Origin of the sequence: Halalkalibacter akibai JCM 9157 (genome assembly GCF_000513135.1) — a bacterium.
Lineage (GTDB): Bacteria > Bacillota > Bacilli > Bacillales > Bacillaceae_D > Halalkalibacter > Halalkalibacter akibai.
Genome location: NZ_BAUV01000020.1, coordinates 24,384 through 44,647, shown reverse-complemented (window position 1 = coordinate 44,647; position 20,264 = coordinate 24,384). Strand labels below are relative to the sequence as shown.

Annotated in this window: 18 protein-coding genes and 2 pseudogenes; 5 read left to right on the top strand and 15 right to left on the bottom strand. The window is 34.4% G+C overall.

What is annotated here, in order from left to right; translation table 11 throughout:
- Nucleotides 1-93: 93 nt before the first annotated feature.
- The 4 genes from copZ to dcd all read right to left on the bottom strand — a co-directional run bounded on the left by copZ (nt 94) and on the right by dcd (nt 3,846).
- Nucleotides 94-300: a copper chaperone CopZ gene (gene copZ, locus JCM9157_RS12255; protein WP_003321466.1), complete on the bottom strand. Its 207-nt coding sequence runs from the start codon at nt 298-300 to the stop codon at nt 94-96.
- A 215-nt stretch (nt 301-515) separates the two neighbouring features.
- Nucleotides 516-1,856, bottom strand: a complete 1,341-nt coding sequence (locus JCM9157_RS25895; RefSeq protein WP_035665070.1) for a murein hydrolase activator EnvC family protein — start codon at nt 1,854-1,856, stop codon at nt 516-518.
- 953 nt (nt 1,857-2,809) lie between these two features.
- Nucleotides 2,810-3,154 carry a hypothetical protein gene (locus JCM9157_RS12245; protein WP_003320839.1) on the bottom strand — a complete coding sequence of 115 codons (345 nt, stop codon included), beginning with the start codon at nt 3,152-3,154 and terminating at the stop codon, nt 2,810-2,812.
- Entirely contained in the window at nt 3,151-3,846 is a 696-nt protein-coding gene (dcd, locus tag JCM9157_RS12240; RefSeq protein WP_003320838.1) for a dCTP deaminase, read from the bottom strand. Before dcd ends, JCM9157_RS12245 begins: the two co-directional genes overlap by 4 nt.
- A 637-nt stretch (nt 3,847-4,483) precedes the next feature.
- Here dcd and JCM9157_RS12235 point away from each other — a divergent pair.
- Complete coding sequence (locus tag JCM9157_RS12235; protein ID WP_003322272.1) at nt 4,484-4,873, top strand: cytochrome b5 domain-containing protein; 390 nt, start codon at nt 4,484-4,486, stop codon at nt 4,871-4,873.
- Between the two features lie 188 nt (nt 4,874-5,061).
- Here JCM9157_RS12235 and JCM9157_RS12230 read toward each other — a convergent pair.
- A pseudogene (locus tag JCM9157_RS12230) lies at nt 5,062-5,424 on the bottom strand (GrpB family protein).
- 854 nt (nt 5,425-6,278) lie between these two features.
- Nucleotides 6,279-6,827 (bottom strand): recombinase family protein, encoded by a 549-nt coding sequence (locus JCM9157_RS12225; protein ID WP_035665068.1) that lies wholly within the window; start codon nt 6,825-6,827, stop codon nt 6,279-6,281.
- 390 nt (nt 6,828-7,217) lie between these two features.
- Between JCM9157_RS12225 and JCM9157_RS25315 the strand changes: the two genes are divergently transcribed.
- Nucleotides 7,218-7,430: an NUDIX domain-containing protein gene (locus JCM9157_RS25315; protein ID WP_235714961.1), complete on the top strand. Its 213-nt coding sequence runs from the start codon at nt 7,218-7,220 to the stop codon at nt 7,428-7,430.
- A 1,065-nt stretch (nt 7,431-8,495) separates the two neighbouring features.
- On the opposite strand, the gene JCM9157_RS12215 is transcribed toward JCM9157_RS25315, so the two are convergent.
- The 3 genes from JCM9157_RS12215 to JCM9157_RS12205 form a co-directional block, all read right to left on the bottom strand.
- Nucleotides 8,496-8,984, bottom strand: coding sequence for a DUF8837 domain-containing protein (locus JCM9157_RS12215; RefSeq protein WP_035665066.1), 489 nt, complete (start codon nt 8,982-8,984; stop codon nt 8,496-8,498).
- A gap of 209 nt (nt 8,985-9,193) precedes the next feature.
- On the bottom strand, nt 9,194-10,567 hold the full coding sequence (locus JCM9157_RS12210) for a beta propeller repeat protein (RefSeq protein WP_035665064.1): 1,374 nt from the start codon (nt 10,565-10,567) through the stop codon (nt 9,194-9,196).
- Nucleotides 10,568-10,974: 407 nt separating this feature from the next.
- A complete protein-coding gene (locus tag JCM9157_RS12205) occupies nt 10,975-11,787 on the bottom strand; it encodes a hypothetical protein (RefSeq protein WP_035665063.1) in 813 nt (270 codons plus the stop codon).
- A 293-nt stretch (nt 11,788-12,080) separates the two neighbouring features.
- Here JCM9157_RS12205 and JCM9157_RS24660 point away from each other — a divergent pair, with 293 nt between their 5' ends.
- Nucleotides 12,081-12,233 carry a hypothetical protein gene (locus JCM9157_RS24660; RefSeq protein ID WP_158318624.1) on the top strand — a complete coding sequence of 51 codons (153 nt, stop codon included), beginning with the start codon at nt 12,081-12,083 and terminating at the stop codon, nt 12,231-12,233.
- Between the two features lie 15 nt (nt 12,234-12,248).
- A complete protein-coding gene (locus JCM9157_RS12200) occupies nt 12,249-12,518 on the top strand; it encodes a glutaredoxin (protein ID WP_035665062.1) in 270 nt (89 codons plus the stop codon).
- 183 nt (nt 12,519-12,701) lie between these two features.
- On the opposite strand, the gene JCM9157_RS12195 is transcribed toward JCM9157_RS12200, so the two are convergent.
- Complete coding sequence (locus JCM9157_RS12195) at nt 12,702-15,713, bottom strand: Tn3 family transposase (protein ID WP_035665061.1); 3,012 nt, start codon at nt 15,711-15,713, stop codon at nt 12,702-12,704.
- A gap of 154 nt (nt 15,714-15,867) precedes the next feature.
- On the opposite strand from JCM9157_RS12195, the pseudogene JCM9157_RS24015 reads away from it, so the two are divergent.
- Nucleotides 15,868-16,114, top strand: a pseudogene (locus JCM9157_RS24015) (tyrosine-type recombinase/integrase); the annotation flags it as partial.
- Between the two features lie 308 nt (nt 16,115-16,422).
- Here JCM9157_RS24015 and JCM9157_RS12185 read toward each other — a convergent pair.
- The 5 genes from JCM9157_RS12185 to JCM9157_RS25305 all read right to left on the bottom strand — a co-directional run bounded on the left by JCM9157_RS12185 (nt 16,423) and on the right by JCM9157_RS25305 (nt 20,232).
- On the bottom strand, nt 16,423-16,662 hold the full coding sequence (locus tag JCM9157_RS12185; protein ID WP_003322275.1) for a hypothetical protein: 240 nt from the start codon (nt 16,660-16,662) through the stop codon (nt 16,423-16,425).
- A gap of 93 nt (nt 16,663-16,755) precedes the next feature.
- Nucleotides 16,756-17,010: an SHOCT domain-containing protein gene (locus tag JCM9157_RS12180; RefSeq protein ID WP_003322276.1), complete on the bottom strand. Its 255-nt coding sequence runs from the start codon at nt 17,008-17,010 to the stop codon at nt 16,756-16,758.
- A 277-nt stretch (nt 17,011-17,287) separates the two neighbouring features.
- Entirely contained in the window at nt 17,288-18,001 is a 714-nt protein-coding gene (locus JCM9157_RS12175; protein WP_035665059.1) for a DUF881 domain-containing protein, read from the bottom strand.
- 343 nt (nt 18,002-18,344) lie between these two features.
- The gene (locus JCM9157_RS25310; protein WP_235714960.1) at nt 18,345-19,601 is read right to left on the bottom strand and encodes a CopD family protein; all 1,257 of its coding nucleotides are present in this window, start codon (nt 19,599-19,601) and stop codon (nt 18,345-18,347) included.
- A complete protein-coding gene (locus JCM9157_RS25305) occupies nt 19,531-20,232 on the bottom strand; it encodes a copper resistance CopC family protein (RefSeq protein WP_235714951.1) in 702 nt (233 codons plus the stop codon). Before JCM9157_RS25305 ends, JCM9157_RS25310 begins: the two co-directional genes overlap by 71 nt.
- Nucleotides 20,233-20,264 lie beyond the last annotated feature (32 nt).

Sequence of the window (20,264 nt, the reverse complement as noted above, 5' to 3'; positions counted from 1 at the left end):
TAAGTATCTTCATTTAGATAAAGCTAATGAAAATAGTGAAGAAGGTCGTACTAAAATCGTGCGACCTCACTTATATGATCCCATGCAACTACTTCATTCTACATCATATCCTTGTTCTTCAATCTCATGAATAATTTGATCTAATGAAATAACACCAGAATCATAATTAAGGTTTACTTTCCCTTCAGACAGCATAACTTTTACTGAGTTGACACCATTTAACTTTCCTATATTGTTTTCTATTGTACTTATGCAATGCCCACATGACATTCCGTTCACTTTTAATGTTTTTTGTTCCATTATTTTAACCTCCTAAAATGAATGATATGATATTTTCTTTTCAAACTAAATTTACCATACCCCCCTACGGTAATCAAGTTAATTACTTCGTTGAAATTGAACACTTATTGAACAGAAGGAGGGATCAAAAAAGTATGCATACTAACTTTAAGAATTTCAGAATATAAAAGGATAAAAAAAGAAGGAATGAAAATAATCATCCCTCCTTTAATATCTTATCTTGGTATATAACGAAACGGATCAACAGCATTTGACTTTGCCGCATTCCATCCACCTTCATGCAATTCAAAATGAAGATGTGCACCAAATGATTGGCCTGTATTCCCCATAAGTCCTATACGTTGCCCTTTTGACACACGTTGTCCAGATGAAACTTCACGATTCTCCATATGAGCGTATAAGGTTGTAATTAATCGTCCATCTACCTGGTGAGCAATTAATACCACATTACCATAGCTTGATGAATAATAAGACTGGACAACTGTTCCATCTTGAACAGCAACAATAGGAACATCACCAGTCCGTCCATTTTTACCAATATCAATTCCATAATGCATTTGTCCACCAAAAACAGCTCGAGGACCAAATGTCGATGTGATCGAGCCTGTTGCCGGTCGCATAAAACCAGAGCTTGTTACTGACGGTGAACTATGGACTTGAGACGTACTTCCATTCGAATTATTGGAATTTGAGTTGTTCGCACTTCCTGAATTACTCCTAGATGTTGTTGCAGCAGCTTCGGCATTCTGACGCTTTTGTTCTTCTTCAGCTTCGCGGCGTAGACGTTCTTCGTGTGCAGCTAATTCATTCTTAAGTGCCTGTTCTTGAGCACGTAAAATTTCATCTGCTCCTTCGAGTTCACCTAGATCTGTATGTAGCTCGTCCTCTTGTTGTTCGACTAATTTCATTATTTTTTCTTTCTCATCACGCTGCTTCTCAAGCTTTTCCATCAAATTTTCTAATTCTATCAAATGTCCTTCTAACGTTTGCAGCTCTTTTTCTACCTTCTCTTTAGCTTTCTCTAACTCAAGATGATCTTCAATATGGGCATCTAAAATATTACGGTCTTGCTGGGCTATGACTGCTAAGGCACTCAAACGGTCTAAGAAATCACCAAAAGATTTGGCCCCTAAGACTACTTCTAAATAATTAATTGAGCCACCTGACTGATACATAGAGCGAGCTCGATCTTTTAACAATTTGTCACGTTCTGTTATACGTTCTTCAATGATAATTATTTCTGCTTGTAACTTTTCTATATTTTCTCTAACTTGGTTAATCTCTGCACGCTTCTCGCGAATTTTTTGATTCGTTTCTGCGTACTCATGGTCTAATCGTTCAATTTCATTTATGATTTCTTTTTTCTCTCGGTCTAATTGTTCGAGTTCTTTTTGCTTCTCCCCAGCTTCTTTTTTATTTTCTTCACGTTCTTTTTCAATGTTAGATAATTTGCTTTCTATATCACTGTTTGCTAATACTGTCTGGTTTAAAGGATCTACGGTAAGAGATCCTACTAGCAATAGAGTTATCACTATAGCCCTGGCGTTCTTTTTCATACAATATTCTCTCCTTGATAGTCTTTAAGATTTCGTTTAGTTAATATTAAAAAGTTCAAATATTAATCCAAGTTTATTTTCAAGTCAAAACCACTGTTAAGAATTTCATATGAAATTCTTAACAGTAGCTTCATAGATTAAGATTGGAGCATAGCTTAAAGATCAACTAAGTAGTTTCTCTGATTTATAAAACTTACCCATGGTGGATTTTGCTGAATTCTGATAGAATTTCTTTTTTCTTGTCGTATCTTGAATCATTTTACCATTTAGGAAGAGAAATTTTTGAGCATTTATATTACAGTTTCATTTCATATGCTTACTTAATGTTTAAATTAAGTTCATTTCTCTAATTAACTTTGGAAGATGAATTAAGCCTAGTTATTCTTGAATGAGGGAGAAATAAAAGAAAGTTGAGTTAATTTTAATGGGGCCGATAGTTACTTTGCTAGATTAACTATGAGTAGTTGAGTTTAATTCAATATTTTACGAACCATAACTTTTTGTTAATCTAATTGATATTTTTCTTGCGGGGATGGGATGTTACAATCTTTTTTTCAAAGGTGAATTTCAGCAATTGTATTAGAAGAATAACAAATCTATTTCTTTATCTAAGTATTTCTTGAAATGTGTATTTCAATAATGTGTCATACTCCCCAAGCACTTCCATGCAGGGGAGTATTCGTTATGCAGAATTCTTTGATGTATAAAATACTGTACCCAAATTTTAAAAATGTATTCTTTAGTGGCTTTTTAATTGGAGGGATATAAGTTGCTAATATCACACCAAGCGTGAAAAACCTATGAATCTGATAAACGAAAGACATTTCGAATTTAATAATTGTATAAAAGCAAAAACCGAAAGTTCATTTGAAATTCAAATGAACTTTCGGTTTTCTTGTACAAAGTACATATTTCATAGTGTCGGAGATAGGGGTTAAATACTGTTAGGATCTTCATTCACTCCAAAACGTAAAAAAAGCATGAATGACAATATTTATTAATGCTACGATTGCTACAACTACCCAATACTCCTCATTAACACCGTACGCAATAAGGATAGTTAACAATATGCTTAGGCTAGCGTATACAAACTTATTTCTTTTCCTTTTAATCGACTTGGGAGAGTCTTTTTCAAGCTCATCTCTAAAGGCATCTAAAATAGAATCAACTTTCTTGTCAATATGGCCCTCTTTAATAAGAAATTGAACCATAGCGTCCTGGTCAACATTTTCAGCGGACAATTCTTGTTTAGTTTCTGAAATGACATGCCTTCTGACTATTTCCCTTAAATTACTCATTTATCCTTTTTGCCTTTCTTAAACTCTTTTCTCGCAATATCAGCTAACTCTTTTGCAGCTAACTTAATATGAGACATTAAGTGTTTACCTAAGTCACTGGCCATTTCTTCAGAAACTTTCTTAACTCCTTTTTCTTTAAGAAAATCTTGGATTTCATCATCTAAATGTAATTTAGAAATACTAACCTCTGTAGCGTCCATGTATCTTGCATCCTGCTTTTCATAAGGTTTTAGCGGTTCTGTTTTCAACTCGAATAACGCCAATTGACAAATTTTAATACCAGGAATAAGTCTAAAACGAACGGGTGTATTGTTTACTGCAATTAGACTAATTTGTCCGCGATATCCGGGATTCATATAGTGAGCAGGACTAATCATTAGACCCAGAGACTTTACTCCATACCGCTCATATATACGAGCAGTCATATTATGGGGAACCTTTAAGAATTCATGTGTCTGAATCAAAACAGATTCTTTTGGTTCAAGCCAGAACTCATCTACAGAAATATCAAACTTTTCATAGTGATCCTCAGTTACTTCCTTACCTAGTATAATGGGCTCATTGGAAGAATAACGTTTAACAACTGTATCCAACGTTAAGTTGATAGTCGCTCCTTCACAATACTCCGGATTATATGGTGTTATCAACTCTTCCTCTATTGCTAGGGTGTGCAAATCACGATCACTTAACATTCCTTCCTCCCCCTTTCCATTTTCATTTTATTACCTTAATATTGCCATAAAAAATGAATTTTACAAGGGGGAACATGTGAACTAATGTATAACCTTGAAAAATATATACTTCTTTATTATCTGCATTTCCACAAAAGACCACTTCATTTGAAGTGAAAATAAAGTTATTTAATTTTAAAACCTCAAATACGTATACCTCCGTCCTGCTTTAAGGATGGAGGTAAATTAAAGTTGTTTAATTTTTGATAAAAAATATTTTCCATCGAACTAAAAAATAACAATAAAGTCTTTTGAAGTTTTATTTCATAATAGCCAGATTGTGAAATTCCTTTTTTTGAACAGTATATTTGTACTATGCAGCAAATAGATCTGTTGTTTTTCGTAATTTCTTCTTCAACATAAGCACCCTTTAGTTAAGTACGGTATTTCACAAATCCCACTATATTTCACTTGAAATCTCCTCGCGTAATATCCATTTTTTCATTCTGCCATTAGTTTATTTGACAAAAAAGTGACCACATTTTTAACGGAAAGTGAACACTACGTTAAATGTAATCAAAATCTCTTTTAGTGAGGGGAGATAACATTTAACATATAACTATATAAAAAAGTTTTTAAAAATGTAGGGGGCAAGAAGATGAAAAAATTTAAAGGTTTATTAGTACTGTCAATGACGGCTTTTGTTTTAGCAGCTTGTGGTGGGGACACAACAACTGAAGAACCAGATACGTCGACACCGGAAGAAACTACAGAGGAAAATACTACAGAAGAAACAGAAGCTTCAGCAGTTGAAGAAGGTCAAGTATTCACACTGGAAGAACTTAGTGAGTATAATGGGCAAGATGGAAACCCCGCTTATGTAGCGGTTGACGGAGTCGTTTACGATGTTTCAGATATTGGAGCTTGGGAAGGTGGAGAACACTTTGGTGGAGTAATGGCTGGTGCTGACAACACAGAAGAAATTTCAGCATCTCCACACGGCTCTTCTGTATTGGAAAACTTACCAATCGTCGGTACACTTGAATAACAATAAGAATGAAACAAGACACCTAGTTACGATTCAAATAATCGTAACTAGGTGTCTTTGTTTAAAGGTGGCGGGAGAGCTTATTACAATCCCAGTGTTGTCTATAGTCTTGAGTTTTGGAGAAGTTCGTTAACAAAATAAACATTAGGGGCTGCAACTGACAACTTTGAGTTCCGCTCTAGCACCCGTTAATTGAATAAGTTAGTTTTTCTCCACGTCTCTGCTTTATCATCAATTGCCTTAATATAATTGTTCTTGCCTTCTATATACTTAGTTATATTTGTAGGGGATTTCTCTGCCAATGTTTGTTTCAATTCACTGTACTTTATAGCTTCCTCTGGATGTGCAATCATATAATCCCTAAATGCTAAGTGACGAGCAATTTCTTAATTACCTTCTTCGTAAAAATGAACATGATGAGTTCTATTATCGCCACCCTTAATAAAAAAACGCCTTTTAGGAATTCCGTATTCACCCATCACTACATAGCCTAATTGTTCCATCTGGCTATTGAACTTATCAACTTCACTAATGTTAGTAACCTTAACCATAATATCAATTACTGGTTTAGCTTTAATATTTGGAATGGGTACTTCCAATATGATACACATTTAAAATTTCGTTTTTAAACAAAGCTTTAAGTTTCTAACTTTCCTCCCGAACCATTTCTAACCATTCCTCACTATATGGTAAAACCTCAACTCTTCGCAACATAAATAATACCAGAAAAGGACTAATTGTTGTTCTTGTTTTTCATAGGGTTGTAACGGATTGGGGGTTAATATCTTGGAAGTGACGGACTAAGAGATTTGCTTGCAGTCGGTAGGCATTCAAGTATGGGGCGAAAATCCTTCAATTCGTTTCTCAGCTTTGTATGCTTCCCAGGCTTTGGTTAGTTGCACAGCTTGTTCCCTCCTATGTATTATGTGTATTTTAGAGGAATTATTTCCATTAAAGATTACTTAGCTTTATCCAGCGAAGGATTAAAACCATCGAGTCTTGCTCATCGTGTTCGTTTTATCCGATCATTTTTTCGTTGGTTCACGAGGAAGGTCATATAACCACTAATCCTGCTGCCAAAATCACGGAACCAAAAGTAGGAAAAGGGGTACGGCAACCAAAATGACTTTCAACCGCCACATCTGAAAATTTTTCCAATAAATAAAAGGATACTAATCTGTTGCACCTTTTAATTATATATTCAAATTCCTTAATCACTTTATAAAAAGGGTAGAGGGAACTAAGCTAAAATATACCGTAAAACAGATTCCAAAATGCTTTAAACTTAAGCTAAACCTCGTTGGATTTCAACGAGGTTTTTAGGAGAGTACCTCATTTGTACAACCAGGGGCAAAGTAGATATTGCTCATTACCTCTTGCCCCCATTGGTTACTAGTTAGCCTCATTAAATTTTTTGCATCTTACGATACAGAGTCATTCTAGAGATACCAGCTTTCTCTGCAGCATCCGTCCGGCTCATCCCTTGGTCTATAAGATATAAGGCATAGTTGATCTTTTCCTCATCAGCTTTTGGTCTTCCAGGATATTTGCCCCGTTTTTTTGCAGCTAAAATGCCTTCCTTTGTCCGTTCAGAGGTGAGATCTCGCTCAAACTGGGCAATACCTGCAAAAATAGTAAACAACATTTTTCCATGTGCTGTTGTTGTGTCTAGCCAAGACTCCTTTAAACTTTTTAAATGCGCCCCTTTTTGTGAAATGAGCTCTGTAATCTCAATTAAATCTTTCGTTGAACGGGATAAACGAGTTAAATCCGTTACAACAACTGTGTCTTCTGGTCGGAGATACTCTAACATATGGTTCAGTTCAGGACGATCCCGTCTAGTTCCTGTTACTTTCTCAAAAAAGATACGTTCGCATCCAAATTCTTCAAGCTGCTTCTTCTGGCGATCCAAATTTTGATCAATGGTAGAAACACGCATGTAACCAAATTTCATTTACATCCTCACCTTTCAACATAATTGTACCAAAACTATCAAATAATTAATATTGTTACAAAATATTTTGTTACATATTTTTGTTGCGTAATTTATGCTTGATTAGTAGAGAAAATATTCTTTTTCACACCACGTAACAATAATGACCGTTTTTGTTACGATAATTTAGCGATAAACTTTTGATATTAACTGTTTTATGATAATAAAGTTAAAAACTCCAATCATCCTATTCCACAATCGGGCCAATATAATTGAACAACACTTGGCAGTTAATTTGGATATTTATGTTAAAATAATTAGAGATTGTGAAACATTGTACTTAAAGTAACGAAACAGATTTTATTTAAGAGGGTTGAAGAAAATGTATGGGATGAAAGGAGGAATATATTAGTGAAAGCGATTAGAAAAGCCTATGGTTATGTAACAAACATAAAAGAAGATAAAACACAGGTATTAGTCTTTCAGCATCCTATTGCTGAAGCAGGGATTCAAATACCGAAAAGAACTGTAAAACCTGAAGAAGACACTAAATATGTAGTAGTTAGGGAAATTGAAGAAGAAACAGGATTAAGCAATTTTAATGTTGAAAGTTTACTTGCCTAAGATTTTTGCGAGAACGAGGACGGCGCAATACATAACAGATTTTTTTATAAAATAACTGTCTCAAATGTTCCTGATGAATGGGACTATCAACCAACAGGTGGTGGCGAAGAAGAAGGGTTAACATTCCGTTTTTTTTTTTGATTTCATCTGAAAATGAAGTTGACCTCATAAGAGAACATGGAGATTATCTAAATCTTGTCTTTAACTAAACCTTATTAAACTAAAGTATAGCATTTCTTCCATAAGGCAACTTAAAATGATCTTCGGGCGCGATTGTTGAATAACTTGGATTTTTAAATGACTTTATTGCAAAAGCATCCTTTATAAAAAAATTAACAACTTTATTTTACCCCCATCCAAAACAGGATGGGGGTATGCGTATTTGAATCTTTAAAATTAAATAACTTTATTGTAATCTACATTATATCTTGACATTTCCTTATTACTAGTGGTGACAGCTTCGTTGGTACTCCCCCTACTAGGAGGAACCTAATGGTTAAAAACAATAAAAAATTATTAAGCACCATTTTAATTAGTGTAAGTACACATATAGACATTAGTATTTGAAGAAATCGCCGAATTAATGTTTTCGCTCTCATAATATTGAGCTACTTCGCTCATGAAAACGTAAGCCACTCCATTTCCAGTAAGAACACCGTCTTGATATGGAGTGAGAGGTATGATAGGCTAGGTGCCACTCGAAACATCCTAATGTCTCGCATTTCGAGCTAAATCATGCCTCTAGAGGCTACATGTCAATAAATTCCAGATTTACCAGTTGAAAAGTTAGAAGTGGCTCACCCTGATGTAATCGGAGTGGCTCAAAATTCAATTATCAAATACAATTAAATAAGGATGAATTAATTTTTTTCTACAGATTCCTTAATGAAAAGTATTTATCAACCAAATCAAGTAATGAACCTGAAAATTGGAAATTTATATTTGTGAATAAATATGATTATTCGTGTGTATAATTATATTAAAAATAAGTATATTTATGGACAAGAAATAGAAGGGTTGGATCCCTACACCCTTTTAACAATTAAAATTAACAGGGCATTTTAATTATGGAGTAAAGAAATCTAGTGTCCATTTTTTTTCTCCAAACTGTCTTGCTTTAATATACTGTGTGTCTGTACTTGGATTACACCCTAATGCAGTGGCATTTGTACCGGTATAAGCAGCATCACGGCAGAATCCCCACCAAATATCAATAGCATAATATGTTTGAGTTGAGGCTATACCAGTATCTTGTACAGTGAAGTGAATATAATAAGTACCGTAATCACCTACATTTACTGATGATGGTGTTTTAACTACTGTACCAAATGGTACATGTGGCTGGTTGGACGAATTTTTTCTTACTGCCACATACCCACTTGCTGGAACCTTTCCGCTATGAGTGTATCTCGTTGACCCATCTGACTTTTTTTTACTAGCCGAATAAGCTGTTACGTCTTGATTTGTTGCAGTAAAAGTACCTGCAAAAATCGAAGGTGCTGCAACAGTAAACATCATTAATGTAAGAATAAAAATTTTAACAATCTGTCTCAATTAAATCCCTCCCAAAAAAGTGTGTAATCTTTGATTCTTTAATTAAACTATGAAAATTGAATCTCATATTAAGGATTACTTATTTACTAGAATTTAATCCAATTCTTCCCATGAATAATCAGGTATGGTTGATACTAATAATTTGTTTTCTAACACAACTAAATCCGTAATAATCCCTTCATAATTTGTTTCATAAATTTTCTCTACCCTTACATTTCCATCCCCCCAAAGTTAATTAAATAAATTCCTCCAACTTCAGAAATACCTAATAATCTATTTCCCTTCATAATCAATCTAGTTAATTGATCATCAACTTGAATATTTCTCCATTCTTTATTGCTAAATTCATTTATCCATATTCGATTTTGATTTGCTATAACTATCTTGTTATCACTTATCTTTATGTCATTTGGCTTCTCATCGCTAAATGGAAGTGCCAAAGTACTCCATTTTTCTTTATTTCTTTTTAGGATTTGTCCATTTTCTGTTAGAATGAATATATCTCCCTGGTCAGATATTTGTAGAGATAGAATTGTTTCGGGTATAACTGTTTTTTCCCAAGTTCTCCCCTGATTTCTTGTTGAGTAAATTAAATTGTTAGATAATGCAGCAATATTATTATTTGAGGAGTAGGCTAGATACTCTATATTCTCTTCCAAAGAAAGGATCCTTTTTGCTTCGCTTCCTAAGTCGACATTAGCCCAAATCTCAGTATCAGTTGATACATATAATTCATTTGACGAATTAAACCATACATGAGTAATAAATTGTTTAATATTTAAATTAGTCCAAGAATTACCATTATCCTCACTTATTTCGAGAAATGGTTGTATAGTAGTATTGAATTCCCTAGGTTTTTTATCTCCCCACGTAACCAACTTATCCTTTCCAATTGCTAATCCCTTAACAGCCATTCCATTCTTAGATAAATCTAGTGAATTTAAATTTTGATTTAGAGAGAGGAGTCCCCCACCATTTGGAATTTTGTGCATTGCACTAGTTACTTTACCATTCTTAGGATCAAGATAAATCTTTGTAAAGAGCTTTTCTTGATCTATACCAACAACAGTTATAGTTGGGATCCCATCAAAAATATCAAGTGTATAATGGTAGCCAGTTGCCCAATCATTGCCCTGTTGGAGATTATATTTACTTTTTGCTATTTCTATTAAATCTGAACTATCCAATTTAATTTCGCTAAACTCTATTGCTTGTACATTATCAGGTCCAATTATTTCCTCGACATGAGTTACTTTTCCATTTGAAATACCTATCAAAAGATATTTTGTTGTACCAGGTACCATAAAATTTATAGTCCAGTTATACCGTTTTCCAGTGTCCCCTCTTGTTCCCTCAAAAGTTTCGTCAACACTAGTTGCATTAAAAATTGATGCCTTCTTATCCCATGCTTGTGCACGTTCTAATCCTAGGGTTAATGCTTCTTTAAGAGTTAATTCATTATTATTACCGCTATTGCTAGCTATTGTAGTTATATTATCTTGATAGCTAAGATAGAAACTTGAAAAAATAGTTATTATGAACAAAGCAATAAATATATATGTAAGTTTTTTAAATTTCTCCATTAAATTTTACATTCTCCCCTTTAAATTTACATATTTTTCTCACAATTCAATTATTCACCATAACAAATAATCTGTCTATAACCCATTTTTGCGGAATTTTGTCTTTATGTGTAAAAAAATGGTAGTAGATTGAAAATCGAGTAGAAGGAATTGATCGATCATCGTTTGGATACCAAGTTTCCTGACATCGCCGTTTGTTTCGGGATTTCGTTCTACAGAAGGGTTCTAGAAAGTAGATATCCTTTTTAATCTTTTCACGTATGGAAATCCAGTTTTTAGAAGATGGGGGCGGCTAGATGACTACTAACTTCATAGTTCAGGCTAAATGTTCCCTGGCGCACATAAAAAAAAACGCAATTAACTTAAATTAATTGCGTTTTTTTATAATTCTATTCTAAAAGTTTTCATTAATAATTACATTGCTCAATGCTTTCTTTTTCAGGAATATTTTTTTTGATTTTGATATTTTTAATTTTAACCCCCTCCTTTGGAGTATCTGTCAAAACTATACTTATTTTATCATAAGATCCATTATGGTGACCCGCATAGTTTAAAGCACTAGCAGATATAATATGACTTCTTGTATCTCCGTTAATTCTTTGAATCTTATCAATTTTAGGACACATGATAAAGTCAGAATATTTTTGGTCTAAGTGTGTATAGTAGCGAAAATATAGTGTTTCTTCTAGCAGCTCTTCTTTGGTTGGTCCATTAATCTCAAATTTCCATCCCACAAGGAGCCAATCAAAAAGCTCTTGTGATTTTAATCGCACTCTTTTGTTACCACTATTAAATACAACTTCACCATCTGAAACAATACACAGCTTTGTCTCATCCTTAGTACTACAGTCATACGCAGGTTCGACCGTAGCTACAATACCATTGTTATTTTTTAATTCTAACTTAAAAAGAACATTATCTAAGTTGGGATCAGTTGTTCCTTCAATGATTGATGCAGTATTAACCCACTCAAGCACTTTTCTAATTACTTTTTCTTCATAGCCATCAGTTAGCTTAAAGCTACGTAATAACTTATTTGATTTTTTCACCTCTATAGTTTTAATATCATTAATTTCTAATCTAGGTGAAATCGTTTCTGTTGTTGTTTTATTAACGTGTTGTTTTTTGTTTTCTAAATTTGATAATAAATCGGCCTCAACTAAATGATTACCTAGGAATAAACATGTAAACAACATTAGGATTATACCTACCTTCTTCATTGTCTCACCTCTAAAAGCAATTTATTTACTTTCATTATTATTACTCTAAACTGTAAAAACGATTCTTCAAACCATACATTTATCAAATCCATTGTCTTGACAGCAATTATGAAAGAGTTGGCTCAAGCAAAAGTAATAACAGAAGATGTAAACAATGCTTACTTTAAGTAATAATAAAAGTATTAATGCTCCTGAAATATAAAATGTTTAGGAGCATTTTTAAAAATGGACCGTTTCGAGGAGTTGGGTAAAAACACCCAAAAGCTGTTATCTGCATCAATTGATGAGGAATTTTGTTCAGAGAAATGTACGACTTTGCAACAAGTATAATTCAAGAGATTGAAGCCAAAATTCTCGATCGAAACAAAATGAAAACATTACTTGAGGATTTAGCAGAAAAATGTCCTGTTTCATGGGTTCCAAAAAGTGAGTGTCCAATTATTTAAAAGGAAAGGATAAAAATGACTAAAAGATTAATTGAAGTATTTACTGCTGGTTGTTCCGTGTATAATGGGGCTGTAAAACAAGTAAAAGACTTAGCTTGTGATAATTGTGAGGTTGTCGTTTATGATTTGAATAAAGGTTGCGATACGAACGACTGTCAAGATAAAGCAAAAGCATATGGTGTAAAAGCAGTGCCAGCCGTTGCAATTAACGGAAAGTTAGCAGATTGCTGTAAAAACAATGGTATCGACATTGATTCTTTAAAAGTAGCAGGTTTAGGTCAATAATTAACTATTGGAACAAGGGTGAAATCACCCTTGTTTTTATTTATTTTCGAGAAAAATTTGCACCCTTACTACCATGTAATAACGTAATTTTCCTATATTTTTTGTGGTGAAGTTAAGATTCATGAATGGCTAAAAGGTACTTTATTCAAGAACATAACATCATGATGGATGAACGAATTAGATTTATTTTGCAGTAGGCAATTCAAATGGAAGTACAGGAGGGTTCCGATCCAAATCAATGTTGTATTTCCCAAATCGATTCACATGAGCTGTCACATATGGGCTTAAATAAGACAACCACTCTTCCTCATACTCATTCCCTTCTATGATATAATCCTGAAGAATACGAGAAAGTGCAAATACATTATAAAAGATCAAACAATTTGCTACGAGATGATTATATTTAATCACTTTCCTTTGTTTCTCGCGATCATTTTCTGCAATAATACCAAGTCCACCAAAGAACAACCATTTGGTAAAGCCATTAAACGCTTCACTTTTATTAGTAGCAGACTGAATCGTACTTCTTAAATCCTCATCTGCCATATATTGAAGAAGAAACAGGGTACGAATAACTCTTCCAAGTTCCCGAAACGCTTTATATAGAATATTCTTTTGACTATAGGTTCCTAGTTTATTAAGGATGATTGAAGGAGTAATTTTCCCTGCTTTAATCGACATCGCCACTCGAAGCATATCTTCATAATGATCTTCGATCAGTTTCCAATCAATTTCGTCGGAAAACAACTCGTCGATGTTTTCATACACATCTTCTTTGGTTGGGCAAAACATCTTTAAATCCTTCCAGTTACGGATTCGGGGCATCAGTTGAATACCGAGAAGCGCAGAGAGTCCGAAGACGGTTACACTTTGCCCTTGTGTATCGGAATAAAGAATTTCGGGCTGAATGTCCACTTTTCCTTCATTCATGAGAATGTCTAGGATATGAATTCCTTCCCAAACCCCACAAGGAATAAAGTTACTGAACAAAGCAATATAGGTATCTGATACATGATAATATCCTATTCCACCATATCCTCCATAGCGAATATGATTTTCTGAGAGCAAATTTTGTTCATATAAGTCCCACATAGTTCCATCCGCAGAAGCACGCTTACCATCTCCCCAATGTTTCGGGAGATCAAACTGGTTATAAGCATTAATGATGTATCGAATAGATTTATCCAAATCCTCATTGGTCACATGATATTGGTTAATCCGAGCAATTTGTTTTCGATCCAGTTCTCCCAATGAACGAGACGTTTGAGTAGGACCTAGGTTGCATCCATAGCAAAAGGTATTCACTAAGTATCGTTCGACAGGATTTTCTATTCTGGCTTCATGCCCTGAGATCGGACCAAAGAAGCGAGTCCAATTAAGCCAATGCTCCGTATCTGCTAATACATCTAGTACATTGATTGGTTCAAGTTTTTGAGCAATATAAGCTTCCAAGGTTTTCAATCCTGGGGGAAGCTTTTTCTTTTTGATCTTGCCAATGACAACTTCGCCATTTTCAATACGCACTTGTTTATTACGTGGAAAGGAGTGATCGGTCTGTCGAGCCACTTTTTGAAATCGCTTACGCATATTTTGGATAAAATTAGTTGAAATAGGGGATAAGTTAACTTGCTCACAAAACTCTTCCACACTCTTCTCGTACTCTTCCCATGAAATCAACTGTTCCCGATAATCGGCATACTTTTCGCTACCTTCAATATACAAGTTTCCTGCTTTTAACTCCAGTATGATTTGAGAGAAGAGACAAACTTCAAAGTGACGACGGTTTACTTCCTCAGGTCTAGTTTCCTTCTTTCGTTTGCGACTGAGCCATCTCCACCACCCATCAGGAATCCAAGATAGGTCAAGTAAAGGAGTTACTTCTTTTTTCCATGGACCAATTTTCTCCATGTGAACCACTGAAATCCATTCCTTACGAGTATACTGATGGGATAACAGAAACGACACAGCTTCTTCAATAGCTGTATCTTGATTAGTGGAACGTAAGGGTAAAGATTTTATAATTTTAAAGAAAGTTGAGCGATGACTCTTAAAAAACCGCCATAAGAATAAAAAGTAGTTGTCTCCACTAAGTGCTAAATGATTTTCACAATCACGCAATACCTGTTCTTCTCGATCTCCAAGCACTTTCTGCATCGCTTGAATGCGCTCTTCAGCTTCGCCTTCAAGTTGATAAGCCAACAGTAAATGATGAAGCGTTTCAACCAATGAATCGGTTTTCTTTTGTGTCTTTTCTTTATAGTCTTTCAAAAATTGACGACCTTTTTTGTGAATACTCATCATGCGTTTACTCATGGTTTCAGCAATATCATCTAATACTTTTGAATATTGAACATAAACAAGTGAAACCGCAAGAGCGTAGCGTTTATCTGCTTTCATTTTCATCATTCGACCTGCATCTAAGGTTTTCGCTTCTGCTGCCATTTGTGTGATTTTGATGATAGGGATTTCTTTCAATGCTTCACAGGGGATTTGTTGTTGTTTCAACCAGTCACGATGAGCAATCAAATCTTTTAGATAAGATAACTTAGCACTTTTCGCATCTTCTTTTAACGTATTCCATAGGCTATAAGTCGTTCCTTCTGTGGATTGGAAAAGTTCATTGATCGTTTCTTTTTGCTCTTCACTTAATCTAACGTTGATCTGTTCATAGATCACACGATATGATTTCTTACGAACTTCGTTCGCTGCTTCTTTTAATGTGTTATAAACAGGGAGTTCATAACATTGGCGAATTAATTCATCGATAGCTGCGTTAACGAGGTCAGCAGGTTCATCTTTGCTCAAAGACAATTTGTCCATCGTATTGATCATGAATTGACGAGCTTGCTCATTAAACGGGCGAATTTGTAGGTAATCTCGAACGAAACGATAGTGCCTTGCGCATGTTCTAGATTCACAATAGGCTATCCAATCTTCCTTGCTAGGTAGAGGTAATTGTACTCTACTGGCAATATACTCAATGATCGTTTGAGGGATATCTAACATTCGAGGAAAAAAACCTAGCTTTTGCACGGTCTTAATTAGAACCAATAATCCTAACTGTTGAATATTTCCTCTAGACTTAGTATCTGTCCACTCAATTTCTTCTCTTCTAGGAGTATAGACTTCTTGTAAGTCTTGTTCAGTTAAACTACTCTTAATTCGAGGGTAAATGGTATCTTGAATACTAGGCAATAGAGTTCCCTTCTTTGCTACGTCTATTTTTCTGACTTTTTAGTCTATTTAATGATAAAATAAAAACCTACTCATATATATGGTAGGTTGATTCCTTATATGGGAAAATTTTCAGATGTGGCGGTTGAAAGTCGTTTTGGTTGCCGTACCCCGAAAACGAATCCCAAAGTTCTTAACAGAACGTGAAATTGAACATTTAAGGGAAGGTTGCCATACCCCGATGGAGAAGGCCTTGTTTGAGTTTATGTTTTCGACGGGATGTAGAATTGGTGAGATTGTTTCATTAGATAAGGATTGTATTTAATGTTGGGAATCGTTCAGCGAGTGTAAGAGGGAAAGGAGATAAAGAGCGTGAAGTGTATTTTAATATCAGATGTGATATTTGGTTAAAGCGTTACCTTTAGTTGAACAACCTATTGGACGTTTTAAATAACTTTATTGTAAATGTAACAACTTTATTTGTATTTAAACGACTTTATTGTCAATCGACATTCATGACAACGATGGAAGATTTAGACTTTTTGAAGTTTTTGAAAACTAAGGAAGGTCTAGACCACACTTTCTGTTCCCTTGAAAAGATTTATTGCCTGTTAGCATTCAGCAATTTATGAAGAAGGTCACGAAAAGGTCTTCTATATGCGAACGCACGTTGCACAAATAAAGAGGAAGGGTACTCCTTCCTCTCATACTAAAAAATTATTTAGAGTTCCTAATTTGTTTCAGTCTCGTCGCTTCCATATGATTCCATAAAGTTATTGCATGCTTCCATCATATTCTCGCCTTCTAAGGAATTCATACCTTCCATCATATTCATCATGTCACCATTCATCATATTCATCATGCCATGGTTTTCATTAGCTTGAGATATTCCTGAGAACCCCATTGTTCCTACGACTAAAACAGAAGATAATCCAAATGAAAAGAGTAACATTTTCGTTTTTTTCCGCATGTTATTCACTCCTCTTAATAATGTATTGAATTTATTTTACATTTTTAGTTTAGACTTTAATTTTGATGAAACTGTGATAAATACTGATTTAATTTAATTTTTTTCTTTTAAATACGTATATTTTTGTTCGAATTCACTTTGCGTTAAATCTCCTTTTGCAAACCGTTCTTTTAAAATTTGAAGTGATGTATCTTGGTCCCAATCTTGAGAATTATTGTTAGAATCCTTTTTATTTAAAAGTCTCATGACTAATACCAATCCACCATAAATGATTAAACCTAATATAAGAATTACTAAGATCATGTACAAAATCATACCGAGATTCATCATTCCCCAGTTCATCATCATGATTAAACACCTCCAATTATTTAGACTAAATGATTCCTTAGATTAAATCCAAATTATCCTTGCTACTCAATTCAGTCACAATAATATATTTCTTATTTCAACTATCCTTCGTTACTTTTATTTTAAAATATAAATGTGATAAAACTTTGATACATCTAAGAAAACAGTTTGCTAGTTTTGAAAAAAATAAAGAACTACTGTGTATAAACGAATCCAAGGTTCGTGTGTCTCAATATTTACATAAATTAATATGTTTACTATCTTTATACACATGTAATCAACCTTCTGTTAGGTAAGAGTCTAATAGAATATTAGTTTTTTTCTGTATTCTTACTGTTACTTCATCATTAATTAACTGATGCTGAACTCCGCCATGTAGGGTTAAAGCTGCTTCTAAATGATCAGCATCCCCAATCGCCGTAATAATAAAAGGAGCTGATGAAATATTTCCGTCTACACTTATTACAGGCCCTATACATTGAATAAATGATGAATGTCTTAGGCGATACCCATTTACGGCAATTGCTTCCGCTCCAGCAACATATAATTCTTGGACCACCTGTTGGATATGTCCTTCATGAACAATGTAATCATTCGGATTAGCCCCGTTAGGTAAATAGTCTGAATCCTCTAATGAGATTTCAATTCCTGGTCCAGTTACTTGCACTTGTCCTACAATCTTTCTTAACCTCTCTATGTCTTCGAGCAAATTTTCTGCTTTTTCTTCACTTTTTTCATTAACGGTGCTTAAGTTTTCTTCAAGTTCCCGTACCTGATATTGATATAACCTTAACTCCTCTTGAAGCATTTTGTTTAAGGATTGTTCCATGATGATTTGGTTTCTAAGTTCATTTTCCTGTGCCCATGTCGAATTCAATCTATTCAGAGGATCAAAGTTACCTGAATCTGTAAACTCATAATTCACCACTAAAATAAAACCAGTCAAGAACAGGACAAAAAATAAAATAATATGTTTTCCCCTTATCTTCAATCTTCTCCCCTCTTCTAAAACTATTTTCAACCCAAGAATTCTTTAAGGGTCGCACACTCAAATGGATTAACCGAGTTTTATAAAAAACATAACCTTAGCTGTATGACATCTTGAGAATAGCGGTAGAATCATCATCATTTTGACACTACTAGAGAAATAATCTTTAATTACTTTAACATTATTTACCAATAAAAGTATAGTTATCTGACTATGTACAAAAGTAAACAGTGGAGAGAAGCATATTCATAGCCAGTAAAGGGCCCTTAGAGAAAAATCTAAGAACCCTTTCTGTGAGAAGCGTGACATTCTTTATACAGTTGTGTCGGCAATCAAAAACGAAGCATTACATATCGCCGGGCACTTGTATTTCATATGGAATCATTAAGTTTTCGCCACTCGTTTTAGTGACATGAATATTTAAATAGGTCGTACCAGAACCATGTAATAGTCCACCAGTCACTTGAAAAGTCCCTTCCCCTAACGAAAACGCGGTTATCGTTCTGGTCATAAAAGGTGGCATAAAAAGCTCAACATCAACATTCTTTATATCTTCTGATTGATCAAATTTTATAATTAAATCATTATATCCCATCTGAAATGGTGTCAGTGATACAGAGACATCAACAGGAGAATAAAGATCTGTGGGATAAATTCCTTGTTCAGCAGCCTTGGGTGACGTGTTGATCATTGATGCTGCAAAGAAAAGAATACTCATTCCAATAATGAGTTCGGTTCTTCCTAAGATAGCGGTAAGAGATGTATGATTATGATCAATACCGCTTTTCAATAATCTCATTTGATAGAATCCTATAAAAGTTATAACTAGAAATAAAATCACCTTAAAAAGGAGAAACTGCCCCCAACTACTTATCATTAAACTGTCCATAGTAAAAGAAGGAAGATAACGCAATAGCATTCCTATCCCTGTTAAACTCATAATAAATATACTTATAAGTGCATATTTGGAGAACTTTCGTCCATTTTCTTTTAGCCATTTTAAACCTTCCTCTTTAGGTATCATGACTATTAATGCAAACAATCCACCAAGCCAAATTGCAATAGAAAATAAATGCAAAGCATCTAACGTTATTGAGATAAGCCCACCATACCGATCTGATACAGCATGACCTGATAATGCCCACATCATAATCGTTCCAGCTAACATTAATACCTGTCCTATCATCGACCTAAGAAAAAATGCAATAAGTACAAGGACAAGTTGAAGGACCATGCCCCAAACAAATTGAAATTGAATAAACTCCACGACTGAAATATTAGTAATTTCATCCTTCCGAATTGTAATAAGTAGTAGAAACCCTACAACACTCATGATGAAGAAGATCCGTTTCATCTTGTTCCACCGGTTGGTGTTTTCACTACCTTTTGAAATCAATAATTGAAAAACCATACTACCAAACAAGATGAAAACACCCAGATAGGACAGCCAACTAGCAAATTCAATCAATCCGACATGTTGCCATCCCCCCATTGAAACTCTTTTTCCCTCTGGAGGGGTAATAGATGTGACTTCATCCACTGCGAAGATAGAAAATTCCATTTTTACTTTTGTTATCTTTACGTACGTACCAATTAATTTCATATGTCCCTTTTGATAATTTCTTGTCTAGCTCTATTATATAGTGGGAAGCATCAGCTGGATTTACATAAGTTTCTCCTATCGGTGCTAAACTTTGATTATCATCATAGATCGCAAAAACCTCTAATTCTATCTCATCAGAGAACCATAGTTCAATTTTGTTTGGAGAAGTTGGTACGATCTCCCCATCTGCTGGAGCGGATTGAACGAGGGTTAGATTTCTCCAATAATCTAATTCTGAAATTTGTTCCTTTTTAATTTCAAATTGGAAACGCTCTTTAATTTCATGTCCATCCATGGCAATTGCGAAAATCTCTAATGTATACCTGCCATCTGATAATAGAGTTTCAACCGGTAATGTTACTAAACGTTTGTCAGTAGGATCAATCACCGCTTTTCCGATTCGAACGTTTGATCCGATCGAATTGGTTAAGCGAATAGACTCTGAATAGACTTCTACAGGTTCAGCAAACAAAACACTAATACGTTCTGGTGAATGGTCCAATATTTCATTCATTCCCGGACTTATTTCTTTTATTTCTGAATGGGCTTCAACCGCAGTACCGTCTACCAGTGAAATGAATATTGTCAGAAAGAGAATAAGACCGGCTAGTAAGTCTTTTTTTGTCCACACTCCATACACACATCCCTATTTTTTCTCATACA